This is a genomic window from Microcoleus sp. MON2_D5 (assembly GCF_036701905.1).
GTDB lineage: Bacteria > Cyanobacteriota > Cyanobacteriia > Cyanobacteriales > Microcoleaceae > Microcoleus.
This window is the reverse complement of sequence record NZ_JAUBRM010000044.1, coordinates 14308-30236: the sequence shown is the minus strand read 5'-3', so window position 1 is coordinate 30236 and position 15929 is coordinate 14308. Positions and strand designations below refer to the sequence as shown.

Below are 15929 nucleotides of genomic sequence, written 5' to 3'. Positions count from 1 at the left end.
TTCAATCTTCTATTCGCGGAGATTTGTACCAATTCGATTGGTTAATTAAAGTATGGCTGCACCAATCCGGATCGGTGAGGGGATAGTCCACTCGGTAATGACCGCCGCGACTTTCAGTGCGAAACGCAGCACTTTTGACAATTAAATAGCCGATATCCAATAAATTCCCCACTTCTCCCCAATTTCGCAAAATCGAGCTATTCTCGGCGTCAGCAGGGGAAAAATTAATAATTTGTCCGGGCCGTAAATTATCAAGCGTTTGACTCAAAGGCAACGAAGCAAATTCTTGCCGCCAAATCTCAAGTTGGACGATCGCACTTTCCAAATCCCGTTGTCCCCGGCAAATTCCCGCACTCTGCCACACCAAGTTCGGCAATTCGACCCGCAACTTTTCGATCGCCTCAATGTCCTTTTCAGAAATCGATTTTTCCAAGATTTCCCCCGCCTCGAACTGATCGGCCAATGCCTCGGGCGTTCCACCTTCTAGCTGCAAAAGTCCCATCTGCGCCCCAAAAACCAGACATTCCAGCAGCGAATTGCTCGCCAACCGATTAGCGCCGTGTACCCCCGTGCTCGCAGTTTCTCCCACCGCGTACAAACCCGGAATCGAAGTTTGGTTAAACTTGTCAGCGACAATCCCTCCCATCCAGTAATGGGCTGCGGGCGTCACCGGCACCGGTTCGGAAAAAATATCAATTCCCCAATCAGCGCACACTTGAATAATATTGGGAAACCTGTAGCGCAGTCGATCGACCGCAATCGGCCGCAAATCCAGCCAAACATGAGGTTCCCCCGTCTTTTGCAAGTGGCGGAAAATAGCGCGGCTGACAACATCCCGAGGGGCGAGTTCCCCGCTGGGGTGAGAGTCAAAAGCAAAGCGATATCCCTTACTGTCAACCAAATGAGCTCCTTCTCCCCGCACCGCCTCGCTAATGAGAAACCGAGGCGCGCCCGCTGTGCTCAGCGCCGTCGGGTGAAACTGCACAAATTCTAAGTCTCGCAGCAGCGCCCCGGCGCGCCACGCAATTGCCACCCCGTCCCCGGTACTTACCGACGGATTGGTCGTTTGAGCAAAAACCTGCCCGCCGCCGCCTGTCGCCAGCACTACGGCTTTGGCCTGCAGCCACTTGACTTGTGAGCCGCAAATCGAGCTAATCCCCTGGCAGCGCCCGGTTTCGTCTAGCCACAGACTCAAAGCAAAGGCAGGAGATACGAGTTGAATGTTTTTGCGGTTCAATACTTTTGCTGTCAGCGTAGCGATCACGGCTTTGCCCGTAGTGTCGGCGGCGTGGAGAACTCGGCGGCGGGAGTGGGCTGCTTCTAGGGTGAGGGCTAAATCTGGGCCGGTGCGATCGAATGCAACGCCCATTCTCACTAGGGAGTCAATGCAGGCTGAAGCTTCCTCAACTAAAAATTTCACCGCATCCAAATCGCAAAGACCGGCTCCAGCAGCCAGTGTATCCTGAATGTGCAGTGCTGCCGAATCTTCAGGGGCGATCGCTGCGGCAATCCCTCCTTGAGCCCAATCGCTGGCAGAAACAGGTAGGGTATTTTTATTGATCAAGCCCACGTGCAAATGCTCTGGCAGGCAAAGTGCTGTGTACAAACCCGCCGCGCCAGCACCTATTACCAATACGTCAAATTTGTCACTCATAAGTCTGCCGCCAGTCAATTTTAGATTTTAGATTTTAGATTTTAGATTTTAGAATTGAGTCTACAGATGAATCTGGGGACTTGAACTAATGTCAGTCGATCGAGTTTATATTTTAGATTTTAGATTAAAGAATTGAGTCTACAGAGGAATCTGGGGAACCCGCTTATTTCAATCTAGGGAATTTTTGCAGGCTTTTGCCCAATGGTGGTTGAAAGTAAGTCTGCATAAATTAAAGGCAGAAGTCATCAGCCTATAGAAAAAAAATCTTTTCTTTCTGCCGAATGCCTTCTGCCCAATGACTTCTGCCTTCAAATGAGACCCGCTGCTACCTAGTCGTAGAGACCATTATTCAACCTGTTGTCTCCTTCAATAAAGACTGATTCAACCTCAGTTACGGTGAATTTGTCCATGTTAGCTTGCAGCACTTTTTTCTGAGCATCCGTCAAGTCTGAAATATTGAGTACGTCCTCAACATTTTCGTAAGGAGCATTCTTAATAATTAGTCGAGCTAAAGTGGGATACAACCCTCGAAATTCCCGAAAGTCCCGGACGGCGCTGTTGTTCAAATCAAGTTTTTTGCCGTATTCTGTGGCAAGCTTCTCATCGGCGCGATTGGTTCTAGCCGGAGCTTCAACAGCTAGGAGCGAGGATGATGGCAAGACGATACGGCTTAATGACGCCGCGATCGCGCTTTGGTCTCCAGCCCATGCAAAGCAGCCCAGCACTAAGCCCAATACTGCCAATAGACGACCCAATCGTTTCATGAAGTTTTGTCTCCCAATTTCATACACAGCATTTATGTAGAGACTACCATTTTGCTTATGCAGTTTTTCAGATAAATCCGCAATAGGTAGAGGGCTGTTATAAACTTTACATTTTGGTATTGACAACGCAGACGATATATGATATTAACTGACTTTTAAGCATCCCAGGCCAGTTTATAAAAGGCACTCCAAATTAAAAACTCGGACTGCCATTTTAAAGGGTTAATTTTTGCCCTGCACGCAATTTTCTAGCTATCGAGAACTCTTTCCTTTCGTTTTGAGAAAAGCGTTCAAGTCAGCATAAGTACCAGCGTAAGTCAGGCTGGGAGTGTCGTAACCCTTCAAAGCCACGGTGTGTGGCTCGAAAGCGCCCTCGGCCCCCAATTGCGTCAGGTATTGGTAGGTCGTTGCTCCCACAGCGATATCCTTGCCAAGTTGCTTGGTGCAAGACTCCAGGCGAAATGCTGCGTTTACAGTATCTCCCAAGGCGGTGTAGTCCGATCGGTCGCTGCTGCCAGAATTTCCCACCATTGCATAACCGGTATTGATTCCGGCCCCGACTCGCAAAGGAAAAGGTAGGGGGTAACGGCTGCTGAGTTCGTCTGTTGCCTTGTGCAGTTCGCTCAAAGCTTGGCAAATCCGCATCATTTCCTCGCTGCTGACACCGCTGGTTTTGTGGAACCAGACTGCCATGATCGCATCACCGATGTATTTGTCCACCCAACTGCCGTGTTCGCGAATGATCTGTCCTGCTTTGCGGAACCAATTGCCGATGACTTCCGAGAGGAGGGTTTCGTCTAGCTGCCTAGTCAAAACTGTAAAGTCTCGGATGTCCATTACCATGACGCTAATCAGGCTACGCACCGTCAAAGTCGCCGTAAAATCTTCAGAGTCTGTATCGTGTATGGGATCGTGCCGATGGCCCGCGGTTGGGTTGTAGAAGTCCAATTCGGTTTGACCGAAAATAATCCGATCGCCATTTCGGAGAGTGACAGGAATACTGACCCGCCGCCCGTTGACAAAGGAACCATTGCGGCTGCCCAAGTCGATCAGGTAGAACTCTCCTGTCTCCATTTGCTGTAACATCGCGTGATTACGGGAAATCCAGCGATCTGTCAGTACAAAATTATTGTCATCGCTCCGCCCTACTGTCCAGCAATTGCTGCCGGCGAGCGGCAAGTAGCGATTGCCGCCTTCTGTGCGAAGTACCATATGTGGATTGGGTTGCACTCGTCACAACAGTCCTAGAAACGACACAAAATTAACCGATTTGAGAGTTGAGACTTCAGATTTTAGATTTTTTAGTCCATCATCGATGCACCTAGCCCCTGCAGGATTTCAGAACCATAAATTCGATCGAGCGAGCGAAGGTATTTATGATTCGATCTACAAAAGCAGCCAGTAAAAACATACTGTCTACCAAGATTGTACCTGATAATACTGCCTGCCCCGGAGCGGAGACAACTTTTATTTATTTTGATGGACCAGAAAAAAGTGGGAAAATGGCTCTCTGGCTAGCCAGCTACCCTGTACCCACAAGTCCAAAATCTTTCTACACAATTCCTGAAACCTAAGTTTTGCATGAATCTCAGAAAGGAAGCTTATTTTCCTGAATTTTAAGTTATTGATTCGGCAAAACGAGAAATCAAGATTCTAGGAAACAGGGTTTCTACAATATGGGTCAGCGAGCAACTTCTCTGTACACGGTAGAGCTAGGCGCGGGTAGGGGGTGTGAGCTGGTATGCAGATCGAGAGTTCTGTGAACTACCAACACCAACCACGGCTCCCTATGGTGTAGGCTTCCAATTTCAATCGGAACAGCCGATCGTATCGAAGATTTCCTTCCAAACGTCGAACTTACATTCCGTCCCTGGGCAGTAGTGGTAGTTCATAACGCTAATAATCCAAGCCCTTCATCGCCAATAATGATAGCAGAATTCACATCTCTATCGTGCTTAGTTTGGCAGTTGCAATAAGTCCAGCTTCGCACTTCCAACGGCAGGCTATCCACCTGATTCAGACCTACGTGGCAACTCTTACTCTATGGCGCAAAAAACCGACCCAGGTCTAGGTAAGTTTTACCGTCTCTTTCAGCCTTGTATTTCAACGTTATGGTCAATTTAGACCATCCGCAATCCCTAATTCCTTTGGCTAGGCAATGATTTTTTACCATGTTATTAACTGCCACCTTTTCAACAACGATGGCTTGGTTTTCCTGCACCAACTTGGGAGATAATTTTTCCTGGGAGTTTTCACGAGTGTTTGCCATTTTTTCGTGAGCCATGGCCACTATACGAGCTTTATGGTGACAATTTAACCTTAATGTTTGCGAAATATTTTATGCTACTTACGGTTTATATTTTGAGATATTGTGGTTGATTGTAGCAAAAACAATCTCTAGCTTTCCTAGAAAAGTGAGGAAATTATCACCAACAATTTGTACTTTTTGTGGGTACTGAATTGATTGCTTGTCATGCGTTGACTAGAACTTCGGGAAAGATGCCCGTCCTTCAAAGAAGTTGATGAATGCTCTGCATAGGTTTAGTGAACTCAAATGATGCAGTTTTGGGTGACAGGGCAATCGCATCTGGTAAATAGCACTTTATGAAGCAAAACTGAGCTAGCGGGGTAACAAGCAAGCTAGAAAACTTACCAGGCAATGGTTTAAGGGAACCCTGCTTATTTAATCTGCTTAGTAACGCCAGCAAATTTACAAAAAAATGGCAAATTACTATTAATGTATAAAATAAATATAGAAAATCTTGAAGAGCCGATGGGGAAGAACAGGAATCAGCCATTCCGTATATTTTATTTAAGATAAGTGATACTGGCCTTGGCATAGATCCAGAACGAATGGGAAAATTGTTCCAACCATTCACCCAGGCTGATGCTTCAACTACACGAAAGTATGGGGGTACTGGATTAGGGTTAGCCATTACTAGAAAATTGTCTCGGATTATGGGTGGCGAAACCTTAGTTGAAAGCGAGATTGGTAAGGGGTCTAATTTTACTATTATACTGCCAGCAGTAGTGAGGATTACCAAGTAAAACCCTTGCTAATAATTGCAGTGTAAAAAACAATTGTTAGAAAAATGCGTACTTTACATCCCCCCCATTATTATGAGCATCAGCGATTTTTAATAAATCTGGCAAAACCGCAAGAAGCTGTGGCGTGTCAACGTCTATCCCAGCAGAAAGGTTTTGAATAAATTTAATTTTATAGCAGGCTCCGAATCGGACGGATTAAGGTTTTTTGTTCTGAGATTAACTGTTGGTAAGGAGGGTAGGAAACCACTAAGATTAAAAATCCTCTATGCTAGAGTAGGTGCTAAATGCCCTAGATCTCGCTTTTGACTGCTTGTTTGTGGCAATCGTTGGGGCAGTTATGATGATTTATCAAATTTTTAAAACGAATTTTATTTATTGTAACCGTCTTGTGATAACTGAGAGATTGGTTATTTCTTGCCTGTCCAACTCGTTCTCCAGCTAGGAGTGAAGACCACAAGCTGGACGGCAAAAAACAACCCTGGCTTTCATCCCACCGCTAAGAAGAGTACAGTTATAGCGGGGCACTTCCCGCCGAGTAAGTTAAATTGGAAGAGAATTGTATGTTGTCGAAAAGAATTTTACCTTGTCTGGATGTGAAAGCCGGTCGCGTGGTCAAAGGTGTCAATTTTGTCAATCTTCAGGATGCTGGCGATCCGGTAGAAATGGCTCAGGTTTACAATGATGCGGGTGCTGACGAGTTGGTGTTTCTGGACATTACAGCGACTCACGAAGACCGGAATATTATGATCGATGTGGTGTACCGAACGGCCGATCGCGTATTTATCCCTTTGACGGTGGGCGGCGGTATCCAATCTTTAGACACAATTAAAAGTTTATTGAGGGCGGGCGCAGACAAGGTGAGTATTAATTCGGCGGCGGTGCGCGATCCGAGTTTAATTGACAAAGCCAGCGATCGATTTGGTAATCAGTGCATTGTAGTGGCGATCGACGCTCGCAAACGGCAAGACGCAGATAATCCTGGTTGGGACGTGTACGTGCGCGGAGGGCGAGAAAATACCGGAAAAGATGCCATCGCCTGGGCCAAAGAAGCCGAACAGCGCGGCGCGGGCGAAATTCTGGTGACAAGCATGGACTCGGACGGCACTCAAGCCGGTTACGATTTGGAATTAACTCGAAGCATTGCCGAAATTGTCGAAATTCCCGTCATTGCTTCCGGCGGCGCCGGCAACTGCCACCACATCTACGAAGCCGTGACTGAGGGCAAAGCAGAAGCTGCACTGCTGGCTTCCCTGCTGCATTACGGGCAACTCAGTGTAGGAGAAATTAAAACTTATCTAGCAAAATGTCAAGTTCCCGTGCGACAGCAGCAGCCATTAGTTATTAGTCATTAGTCAGTGGATAGTCGGGCGCATCTCATATCTTGCAACATTTTCAACAAACCGCTCTGCGGGTTCACTCAAGCGCCCTCTCACATTGCAACCAGGCTAAATAAACCCGCCCCCACCCCACGATCGAACCAGTTACTGACATTGATACCGCTATGTGAGGCGCCTCCGAAGGCACTTATAGAGAATTTTTTTGATTCTACACAAGTGCCTTCTACATAAATGTCTTGGGGCAACCGACGCCTGTCATCTAGAAATATTCCCTGAGAAGGATTTCAAATACCCACTTTTTCAGCTAAATATTATATGTTAGCTCAATTTGAAAGAAAGCAACGGTTGCTTTTCTCAAACTTGAGTTAAAGATTGTGCAGAATATGAGTGAGTTTCAGCCTGTTAACAATCTTAGCGATCAAAACTACTAAAAACGGAGAAATTTTGTATGTCTTTTATCAGCTTTAACTTCCCTGCTAAGCGTTTAGTTCGCACTTTAATAGCTGTTTGTTTTTGTGCCTTGATGTTTGTTTCTAATGCTTTCCCCGCTTTTGCCGTTACCAGCAGCCCCACCAAAGGTGAAGACAAACTTTTAGGGATTGAAAAAGAATCTCAAGAAATTGTCCTGAAAAAACCAATGTCCTTGGAAGAAACTCAAGAAAAAGCCAGCAAAGGACCGAACGAAGTTCAGGGAGACGCTGATCTTGAAAAAATGAAAAATCCTTCCAATACAGAAGCTACATCCTTTGAGCAACAAGTCAAAAAAGCTGTCAGCAAAATTAAAGACTAACTTAGCGCGCAGTAGTCAGCGGACACTTGTCAGTATAAAAGATTAGGGACACGGCGCGGTGCCGTGTCCCTTGAAATGTCGTATCCAATCTAAATTTATCTCTAGTTTTCAGAATTGATATCAGATTGAATAAAAAAGTGGAAACGACTTGGCACCTTTCGGCTTTACGAACACTCTTTGCTGGGGCTCCAAGAGCAAGCTATCGAATCTTTCTCTAGTCAAATTAGCGTTTACTACTTGACCGTCATCTAAGGTTAATTCTACCTGTATTTCCCATCCCAAATGAATCAAGCGACTGATTCTTGCAGGCACTGTTGCACTATTTTCTGTAGTTTCAATTACTACGTCGTGAGGGCGCAAGAAAATCTCCGGGTTGGCTGAGTCAAAGCCGTTGGCTTGAAACATCCTTGAACTGCTGGGCAATACATTGACTGGACCGATAAAACTCATTACGAAAGCACTAGCGGGATGGTCGTAAATTTCTGCCGGTGTGCCGACTTGTTCGATTTTACCTTTATTCATTACTGTAATGTGATCGGCAACTTCCATCGCTTCTTCTTGATCGTGCGTCACAAAGACGGTGGTAACGTGAACTTCGTCGTGCAGTCGCCGCAACCAAGCACGCAAATCTTTGCGAACTTTGGCATCGAGAGCTCCAAAAGGTTCGTCTAGCAGTAACACTTTCGGTTCCACAGCCAGGGCTCTGGCGAGGGCCACCCGCTGCCGCTGGCCTCCTGAAAGTTGCGACGGGTATCTATCGCCCAATCCTGCCAATTGCACTAAATTCAACAATTCTTCTACCCGCGATTTGACTTTCGCGGGCGGTGTTTTCTGAATTTGCATCCCGAAAGCGATGTTTTTTCGCACTGTCATGTGCTTGAATAGCGCGTAGTGCTGAAACACGAACCCAATTTTGCGGTCTTGGACGCTAGTATTCGTGGCATCTTGGCCTGTTAGCCAGATTTTGCCAGAGTCGGGCATTTCTAAACCGGCAATCAGCCGCAGCAGTGTAGACTTGCCGGAACCAGACGGGCCCAGCAATGCGACTAGGGAACCCGATTCAATTTCTAAGCTGACTCGATCGAGTGCTTGGAAACTGCCAAACTGTTTTGATACGTTTTCTACAACTATGCCCATAGGTAGGAAGAAGGAAGAGGGAAGACGGAAGAGGGAACAAGCAAGAGGAAAGAAGCAAGAGACAAGAGGCAAAAGGGAAAAATGTTAATCTCCGGTTTGGGGATGGGTTAAAGTAAGTTTTTTTATACCACGATCGCACATCCGTTTGTTAATTTTATGGTTTTGGCGATCGGTCAGTCGATTTTAGATTTTAGATTTTAGATTTTAGATTTACTTGCAGCTTGGAATCTGGAAGATGGAACTTTGGTCTAAAATTTTGGGTTCTCCAGCAAAGGAGTCGGGGCTTTGTATCCGTTTTTGGGCGGGGTTAAACAGCCGAAAATTAACAAAAATGCACCTCCAACACAAAACAATACAATTCTTTGCCACCAAAGTTGGCGTTTGGTACTACAATGCAGCAAAAGTTCAAGCGTTTTTGACTTCAACGGCTGAGGGGATAAAGGAAAATGGGAGATGTTGGACGTGTGCCTGTAGGAATTATCGGCGCTTCAGGGTACGGCGGCGTGCAACTTGTGCGACTGCTGGCGGACCACCCGGCGGCTGAAGTAGTTTATTTGGGCGGGGATAGCAGTGCGGGAAAACCTTTTTCCAGCCTTTATCCGCATTTGACTAACTGCACTGACTTGACAGTGGAGGCGATCGACCTAGACAAAATAGCGGCCAAATGTGAAGTTGTGTTTCTGTCGCTGCCGAACGGTTTAGCTTGCAAAATGGCACCGACGCTGCTCGAAAAAGGCTGCAAAGTCTTGGATTTATCGGCTGACTACAGATTTGAAAATCAGGAAACTTACAAAGCTTGGTACGGGGGCGAGCGATCGGACTCCTCAGTGGCTGCAACGGCTGTTTACGGTTTGCCAGAATTGTATCGCGATCGAATTAAAGACGCTCAGTTAGTAGGCTGTGCCGGCTGCTACGTCACTGCTAGTTTATTGGCCCTGGCACCTTTGCTCAAACAAGGTCTCATTGTGCCAGAAACAGCCATTATCGACGCCAAATCCGGTACTTCGGGAGGGGGCCGCAAAGCCGAAGTTAATCTCTTGTTGGCTGAAGCAGAGGGTTCTCTGGGCGCTTACGGCGTTGGCCGCCACCGCCACACGCCAGAAATCGAGCAAATTTGCAGCGATTTAGCGGGACACGATATTAAAGTTCAGTTTACTCCCCACCTAATTCCGATGGTGCGCGGAATTCTGGCGACTGTTTACGCAACTTTGCGCGATCCGGGTTTGGTGCGAGAAGATTTAATCACGATTTTCAGCGCTTTTTACCGCAATTGTCCTTGGGTAAAAGTGTTGCCGGCTGGAGTTTACCCGCAAACAAAATGGGCTTGCGGCACGAATCTTTGTTATATCGGCATCGAAGTCGATCCGCGTACTGACAGAGTGATTGTGCTCTCGGCGATCGACAATTTAATTAAGGGACAAGCCGGTCAAGGCATCCAGTGCATGAACTTGATGATGGGCTGGGAAGAAACTTTGGGTTTGCCACAATTGGCTTTCTATCCTTAATTGAGGAGCGGTAATATCCAGATTTAACTGGTTAACTGGTTCCCGGGCTCTGCCTGGGAACCGATATCCAGAGGAAGAGCCTCGAAGACCCGAGGAAAATTGGAGGCAGAGCCTCCGGATCTGCCTCCCCAGGCAGAGCCTGGGAACGAGGATTAGCGATTACCAAGTGTTATTTAGGCCCGTAACCGATCGACCCAGCATAAATTGCCCGATCGCCCAATTCATCCTCAATCCGCAATAAACGGTTATATTTAGCAACTCGTTCGCTGCGACACAAAGAACCAGTCTTGATTTGACCGGCGCGAGTCGCTACGGCTAAATCGGCAATGGTGGTATCTTCAGTTTCACCGGAACGGTGGCTGATGATCGATCGATAGCTGTTCCGTTTGCCCAGGTCGATCGTATCCAAAGTCTCTGTCAAAGAACCAATTTGATTCAGCTTAATCAAAATCGAATTGCTAGCTTTCAAATCAATTCCTTTTTGCAGCCGCGTGCGATTAGTAACAAACAAATCGTCACCTACCAACTGAACTTTGCTGCCCATTTTCTGCGTCAGTGCTACCCAACTGTCCCAATCGTCTTCGTGCAAACCATCTTCAATCGAAACAATGGGATATTGACTCACCAAACCATCCAAATAATCGATTAATTCTGCTGGCGAATGAGCCACGCCGTCGTAAGTATACTGCCCATCTTTGTAAAATTCGCTAGCAGCAACATCCAAAGCCAAAGCAACTTGTTCACCCGGTTTGTAGCCAGCTTTTTCAATAGCTGCAATCAACAAATCCAAAGCTGCTTGATTGGATTTAAGATTAGGCGCAAAACCGCCTTCATCACCCACACCAGTCAGCAAACCCTCAGCTTTTAAGACTTTACTCAAGGATTCAAATACCTCTGCACCCCAGCGTAAAGCTTCTTTAAAAGAGGGCGCACCCACAGGGACAATCATAAATTCTTGAATGTCCACATTATTGTTAGCGTGAGATCCCCCGTTGATCACGTTCATCAGTGGTACTGGCAAAACGTTCGCCAAGGGCCCGCCCAAGTAGCGGTAAAGGGGGAGTCCTAAAGTCTCGGCGGCCGCCTTTGCTGTGGCTAAGGAGACTCCGAGAATGGCATTTGCGCCGAGGTGGGATTTGTTGGGGGAACCGTCCAAGTCAATCATGGTTTTGTCTACCAGTGCTTGGTCGATCGCATCGAGATTAGCCAAAGCGGGGGCAATTTTGTGCTCGACGTTAGCAACGGCTTTTAGGACTCCTTTGCCGCCGTAACGGGTTTTGTCATCATCGCGGAGTTCGTGGGCTTCAAAAGAGCCTGTAGAGGCACCGCTGGGGACTTGTGCGAGCCCCACAACACCGTTGGCTAGGTAAACTTCAGCTTCAATGGTGGGGCGGCCACGGGAGTCGAGGATTTCTCTGGCTTGAATAGATTCGATCGCAGTGTCTAGCATATTAATTATTCCGGACTTAACTCAAGGTTTCATGACAATTAGCAGTCTCTGGGTTTTCCCACGCTGACTGCTGACGGGTAATAGAGTACGCGATCCCCTGAATTATTGGTACACAGTTCAAAATATTTGCGGATGGGGACGAGCAGATGGGTGTCAATAAGCTATGCTTGTTGACTAAAGACCTCCGGCAATTTTGACAATAATTTGATTGTTTTAACCCCAGATTCCCGCAGATTTCTTAATTGGAACCTTTGTTAAAATCAGAATATCAACAAAGTCAATCAAAAAAGGAGAAACTTAAGATGTTAGAAACAAATCTCGGAGAAATTAGAGCATTAGCTGAAAATTCAGACCCAATTATTGCCGATCCCCCAAACATCAAATTGCTCACAGCGCCACTGCCAAATCCAGGCAGCGACCCCAACTTTTTTGACTTAACTTCCAATGACGACGCATTTCAATTAGCAAATGGAATTCTGCGGAATACTCCCGGAGGTTTGCGGGCTTTAGATGGTAACGATTTTGTCAGAGGTTCCGGTGGTGCGGAACTGATGAACGGTAACAGTGGCAGAGATACTTTAATCGGAGGTTGCGGCAGCGATACTATTCGCGGCGGCCAAGATTTTGACATTCTTTATGGAGAATGCGGCAGCGATTTTGTCAGCGGAGATCAAGGTGATGACTACGTTTATGGAGGCACGGCTAATGACTTTATTCGCGGTGGTAAAGGGAATGATGCTTTAGTAGGAGAGAGTGGGAATGATACTCTAATCGGTGATGCTGGAATTGATAGACTTTGGGGAAGTGAAGGCGCAGATATGTTTGTCCTCCGCACAGAAGTGGGAGCAACTTCGGGGGAGATTGGTTCGCTTCAACCGCCTCCTAGTGCCAATTTTGATGTAGATGAAGTGCCGGCTGATTTTATTCTCGATTACAATCCGGCTCAAGGTGATGTAATTGGATTGGCGGGAGGACTGACGCGAAATGATATTGTTTTGAGCGAAAGGTTTTTGACAATTGGTGATGCCAGAGATTACGAGAGCAACGGCCCTTTTCCTCCGGGACAGCCTCGAACTCTGGAGTTGAGATTGCTGGATACTAAGGCGACGGTGATTCGGGAAGCTAGCAGCGGCAATATCTTGGGTTTGGTGAAGGATGTTTCCCCGGATCAACTTCAGTTTATATCTGTATCTGATGGGACGATCGCTCTAGGATAATTACCAACTGCTGGGCTAGGCTAATCTGCATAGCACGGAGGGGCGGAACGAAACGCCCATCCGACAACAACAAGGCTCTCAATCCTCGTTCCCAGGCTCTGCCTGGGTAGGCATATAAGCGAGGCTCTGCCTCCCGATTCCTGACATAAATTCAACAATATTTAAGATTGCCAGAAATCCGCCACATCATATCCCATTTCGGTGAGCATTTGCCGCAGCAGAGGTAAGCTCAAACCAATCACATTTGTGTGACATCCTTCGATTTTTTCGACAAAAAGGCCGCCTTTACCTTCGAGTGCAAAACAGCCTGCACAGGCGAGGGGCTCTCCGGTAGCGACGTAAGCCGCTATTTGGCGCGAGGTAACTTCCGCAAAATGAACTTTTGTAACTTGACAGCGAATGAGCGATCGCGACCTAGCCTCACCAAAGTCATCGAATCTAGTATCAATTAAAGCATGACCCGTATACAGTTCGCCCACCTTACCGCGCATTTTCTGCCAGCGCGAGATTGCTTCTTCCGCATCCTTGGGTTTGCCGTGAATTTCGCCATCTATGAGCAAAATTGAATCGCATCCCAAAACCAAACAAGATTTGGGATTAGGGATTTGCGGGTGAGAATTAGCCAGTAAAAACTTAGCTACAGCCTCAGCTTTTCCCTCTGCTAAAACCTGCACTAAATTATTGGCATCCCTCATTTGTATTTGCGCTTCATCAAAGTCGCTGGGGCAAATCACAGCTTGAATGCCGGCATTTTCTAGCAGGCGACGGCGCGCTGGAGAAGCTGAAGCTAATACAAAAGTTGGAATTTTCATAAGTTAAGAAGTTCAGTTGACAGTTGACAGTTGACAGTTGACAGTTGACACTTGTCAGTTGTCAGTTAACTGTGGTGAGGTTTCCAGCGAACAGTCAACAGTCAACAGCGAACAGTCAACAGTCAACAGTTAACAATGCCCCATGCCCCATGCCCAATTCCCAATTCCCTAATAAACAGAGAAAGATTTAACAACTTTCTCAAAAGCTTCTTTTACCTTGGGCCAGCGTTCTTCGGTAGTGGAAACGTTAAGAGTAAAAAGTTTGCCGCGGCTGACGGCTACACTCGCTAAGTTGTGGCGTTCTTGGTTTGGAAGCTTGACGGCATATTCTAAAATGTAATAGTTTTTCGATCGCGATTCGCGAGATTCAGCATTGACTAATTCAGCTTCGCGGCCCGAATCACTCGGGGCGATCGCACTTTTGCTGAGCTTGTATCCCACATCCGTCGGTGTTCCCAAATCAGCCAGAGTTTTGTCCTTCGGAACTGGGCTGATTACCACGCTGACGTTCTCGGTTTGCTGAATCAAATCGCGCAACACCACATCGGGCCCGTTAGAAACCGCGATCGGCAGCCAGCCGTTAGGATAGAGAAATTGATAGCCGTCGCCAGTATCAACGTAGCTTTTGAGTCCGGTGACTTTAGACACACAACCGGTCAAAGTGAGGCTTAGAACCACCAGAAGTATTGCCGCAATTCGTTTGAGCATTCTTTTTACGAGTAGGGTAAAACAAAAATATTTAATTTTAATTGTCTCACCAAACCTTGCCCCTCAAAATAGTTAAGCTATGGATCGCTGTTTGTGTATCGCCAGCGATCCATAGCCATATAGTTTAATTGTTAACAAAATCATTACAGGTGAGTCAGCCAGCTAATCAGCCCGTGCTTGGTCGAAACTTCTAAAGCCAAGAGAGAAACAAAGCCAATCATGGCAAGGCGGCCGTTTAAGCGTTCGGCGTAGGGAGTGAAGCCGGTGCGGGGTTCGTCATCGACGTATACTTGCGGCTCGATCGCAAAATTGTTCATTTTGCCTTGGTCGTCCAGCATTAAGCCTCTGTTACTCATCTTTTTTTTCCTAAATGGTTTTTAGTGTACTGTAAATAAATGTAACAGACTTGTGAAGATATGTAAAGGATTGTGAGAAATTTTTTTAAATACCTCGATCTGACACCAGTTTAAAAAAAAATGCAAATGTAGGCAAGCTCTAAACCCTTATAAAATCAGTCTTTCCCCAATCTAAAATCTAAAATCTAAAATCTAAAATGGTATGACTGTGGGTAGACTCTGGGCCCCAGAGGGGGGAGGATAGAGTGAAGAGGCACAAAAGTCGATGGTGTATGGCAAATCCAGTCTGGGTTTGACGAAAATTGTGGAACGGAGGAAAAATTTATGCGGGCCAGTCTGGAAATGCGGTGGTTTTATAGCGGTGCACTGCCAAAATCGCTCAATCAATGGTTTGGAAGCGAGAGTCTCGGCGCGTATCTTTCGCCTCCCGAAGAGCGGGAAGACATATATTTGTTAGTACCTAACTGCGACTACTTGGGAGTGAAGCTGCGTGGGAAAACCTTGGAGGTAAAGTGGCGTCAGGCAGAGTTAGGGACGATGCAGTTCGCCAATCGCTGGGAAGGCAAAGCCGAAAAGTGGCTGAAGTGGGTTTGTGCGGACACGATGGCGCCGATACCGGCGGATATTTTGGCGACAGGAAAGTGGGTGGCAGTCAAGAAAAAGCGAGCGCAGCGTCTTTATCAAGTTTCGGCCCCCGGTGTTCCGATGTCTGTGCCTGTGGAAGCCCCAATTCCCCAAGGTTGCACCGTGGAACTTACTCAGTTGAATATTAACGGCAGCGCCTGGTGGACTTTGGGATTTGAAGCGTTTGGCAGCGAAAGTTGTTTGACAGAAAGCCTGCAAACAGTAGCTAGTTGGACTAGCAAGAGTTATCAGGCGCAAAAGTTAAAAGCTGAGGATTCTTCTGCTTATCCGATTTGGCTGGCAAGCAAGTAATATCAAACCCGGCTTCAATAATACCTCCTGTATTTTTTAGTCGTCCTCTGCTGGGACGAGAGGGAAGTGTAAACGCGGTTTCAACCGCCGAGTCTGGCTGTCCTGGAGGCCACTGGCATATATAGTAAGGTGCTCTACTACCGGAAATCTTCAATAATATTTCAATAACGGAGTCTGACGCACCTGAGATGTTGCACCATTTTCAATTAGGTTTT

The 15929-nt window shown here is 46.8% G+C and carries 15 protein-coding genes and 1 pseudogene; 6 read left to right on the top strand and 10 right to left on the bottom strand.

The genetic code is table 11. The features are described 5' to 3' along the window. Position 1 precedes the first annotated feature (1 nt). The 5 genes and pseudogenes from nadB to QUA47_RS17525 form a co-directional block, all read right to left on the bottom strand. Positions 2 to 1654, bottom strand: coding sequence for an L-aspartate oxidase (nadB, locus tag QUA47_RS17540; RefSeq protein WP_333431662.1), 1653 nt, complete (start codon positions 1652 to 1654; stop codon positions 2 to 4). Positions 1655 to 1983: 329 nt separating this feature from the next. Next, positions 1984 to 2418 (bottom strand): photosystem II complex extrinsic protein PsbU, encoded by a 435-nt coding sequence (gene psbU / locus QUA47_RS17535; RefSeq protein ID WP_333404786.1) that lies wholly within the window; start codon positions 2416 to 2418, stop codon positions 1984 to 1986. Positions 2419 to 2670: 252 nt separating this feature from the next. Then, positions 2671 to 3630 (bottom strand): adenylate/guanylate cyclase domain-containing protein, encoded by a 960-nt coding sequence (locus QUA47_RS17530; RefSeq protein WP_333431661.1) that lies wholly within the window; start codon positions 3628 to 3630, stop codon positions 2671 to 2673. Positions 3631 to 4306: 676 nt separating this feature from the next. After that, positions 4307 to 4447, bottom strand: a pseudogene (locus tag QUA47_RS31030) (RNA-guided endonuclease TnpB family protein); the annotation flags it as partial. Positions 4448 to 4459: 12 nt separating this feature from the next. Further along, a complete protein-coding gene (locus tag QUA47_RS17525) occupies positions 4460 to 4702 on the bottom strand; it encodes a hypothetical protein (protein WP_333431660.1) in 243 nt (80 codons plus the stop codon). A 512-nt stretch (positions 4703 to 5214) separates the two neighbouring features. On the opposite strand from QUA47_RS17525, the gene QUA47_RS17520 reads away from it, so the two are divergent. The 3 genes from QUA47_RS17520 to QUA47_RS17510 all read left to right on the top strand — a co-directional run bounded on the left by QUA47_RS17520 (position 5215) and on the right by QUA47_RS17510 (position 7593). After that, positions 5215 to 5466 carry an ATP-binding protein gene (locus QUA47_RS17520; RefSeq protein ID WP_333431685.1) on the top strand — a complete coding sequence of 84 codons (252 nt, stop codon included), beginning with the start codon at positions 5215 to 5217 and terminating at the stop codon, positions 5464 to 5466. 560 nt (positions 5467 to 6026) lie between these two features. Next, positions 6027 to 6818: an imidazole glycerol phosphate synthase subunit HisF gene (gene hisF / locus QUA47_RS17515; RefSeq protein WP_006635853.1), complete on the top strand. Its 792-nt coding sequence runs from the start codon at positions 6027 to 6029 to the stop codon at positions 6816 to 6818. Positions 6819 to 7251: 433 nt separating this feature from the next. Next, the gene (locus QUA47_RS17510; RefSeq protein WP_333215100.1) at positions 7252 to 7593 is read left to right on the top strand and encodes a low temperature-induced protein; all 342 of its coding nucleotides are present in this window, start codon (positions 7252 to 7254) and stop codon (positions 7591 to 7593) included. Positions 7594 to 7713: 120 nt separating this feature from the next. Here QUA47_RS17510 and QUA47_RS17505 read toward each other — a convergent pair whose 3' ends face one another. Continuing rightward, the gene (locus QUA47_RS17505) at positions 7714 to 8730 is read right to left on the bottom strand and encodes a sulfate/molybdate ABC transporter ATP-binding protein (RefSeq protein ID WP_333431659.1); all 1017 of its coding nucleotides are present in this window, start codon (positions 8728 to 8730) and stop codon (positions 7714 to 7716) included. Between the two features lie 446 nt (positions 8731 to 9176). On the opposite strand from QUA47_RS17505, the gene argC reads away from it, so the two are divergent. Continuing rightward, complete coding sequence (argC, locus tag QUA47_RS17500) at positions 9177 to 10235, top strand: N-acetyl-gamma-glutamyl-phosphate reductase (protein ID WP_190659031.1); 1059 nt, start codon at positions 9177 to 9179, stop codon at positions 10233 to 10235. A gap of 169 nt (positions 10236 to 10404) precedes the next feature. Here argC and eno read toward each other — a convergent pair whose 3' ends face one another. After that, positions 10405 to 11685 carry a phosphopyruvate hydratase gene (eno, locus tag QUA47_RS17495; protein WP_445243792.1) on the bottom strand — a complete coding sequence of 427 codons (1281 nt, stop codon included), beginning with the start codon at positions 11683 to 11685 and terminating at the stop codon, positions 10405 to 10407. Positions 11686 to 11987: 302 nt separating this feature from the next. Here eno and QUA47_RS17490 point away from each other — a divergent pair, with 302 nt between their 5' ends. Then, complete coding sequence (locus QUA47_RS17490) at positions 11988 to 12902, top strand: calcium-binding protein (protein ID WP_333431658.1); 915 nt, start codon at positions 11988 to 11990, stop codon at positions 12900 to 12902. A 161-nt stretch (positions 12903 to 13063) separates the two neighbouring features. Here QUA47_RS17490 and QUA47_RS17485 read toward each other — a convergent pair whose 3' ends face one another. From QUA47_RS17485 to QUA47_RS17475, 3 genes are all read right to left on the bottom strand, one after another. Beyond that, on the bottom strand, positions 13064 to 13714 hold the full coding sequence (locus QUA47_RS17485) for a nucleoside triphosphate pyrophosphatase (RefSeq protein ID WP_333431657.1): 651 nt from the start codon (positions 13712 to 13714) through the stop codon (positions 13064 to 13066). A gap of 168 nt (positions 13715 to 13882) precedes the next feature. Further along, positions 13883 to 14422: a photosystem II reaction center PsbP gene (gene psbP, locus QUA47_RS17480; protein ID WP_190735456.1), complete on the bottom strand. Its 540-nt coding sequence runs from the start codon at positions 14420 to 14422 to the stop codon at positions 13883 to 13885. A gap of 143 nt (positions 14423 to 14565) precedes the next feature. Next, positions 14566 to 14778, bottom strand: coding sequence for a high light inducible protein (locus tag QUA47_RS17475; protein ID WP_190659021.1), 213 nt, complete (start codon positions 14776 to 14778; stop codon positions 14566 to 14568). Between the two features lie 324 nt (positions 14779 to 15102). Between QUA47_RS17475 and QUA47_RS17470 the strand changes: the two genes are divergently transcribed. Next, the gene (locus QUA47_RS17470; protein WP_333431656.1) at positions 15103 to 15714 is read left to right on the top strand and encodes a hypothetical protein; all 612 of its coding nucleotides are present in this window, start codon (positions 15103 to 15105) and stop codon (positions 15712 to 15714) included. The last annotated feature ends 215 nt before the right edge of the window (positions 15715 to 15929 follow it).